The sequence below is a fragment of the Streptomyces sp. SID3343 genome, from assembly GCF_009865215.1.
In the GTDB taxonomy this organism is placed as follows: Bacteria; Actinomycetota; Actinomycetes; order Streptomycetales; family Streptomycetaceae; genus Embleya.
In genome coordinates this window covers 1-218 of sequence record NZ_WWJX01000213.1, presented here as the reverse complement: position 1 = coordinate 218, position 218 = coordinate 1, and the positions used below count along the sequence as shown (strand labels likewise).

At 73.9% G+C, this 218-nt stretch carries 1 protein-coding gene; it reads left to right on the top strand.

All coding sequences use genetic code 11. The features are described from left to right. Positions 1–218: hypothetical protein (locus tag GT354_RS07490; protein WP_161355464.1), on the top strand; the 218-nt coding region annotated here is incomplete at both ends.

Sequence of the window (218 nt, the reverse complement as noted above, 5' to 3'; positions counted from 1 at the left end):
GCGACGCCGACGTGCACGTCGCCGAGGCCGAGCGGGCCGGCGTCGTGACGGTCGGCGCCGGCGGCGCGGTGGCGTTCACCGCGGGTGTGCTGCGCGAGGCGGCGTTGGTCGACGTCCGGCACAGTGCCGTGATCCGGTTGCACGAGGCCCTCGCGCGCGTGGTCGAGGATCCCGTACAGGCGATCCGCCATGGTCTGTTGTCGCACGACCGCTGTGAC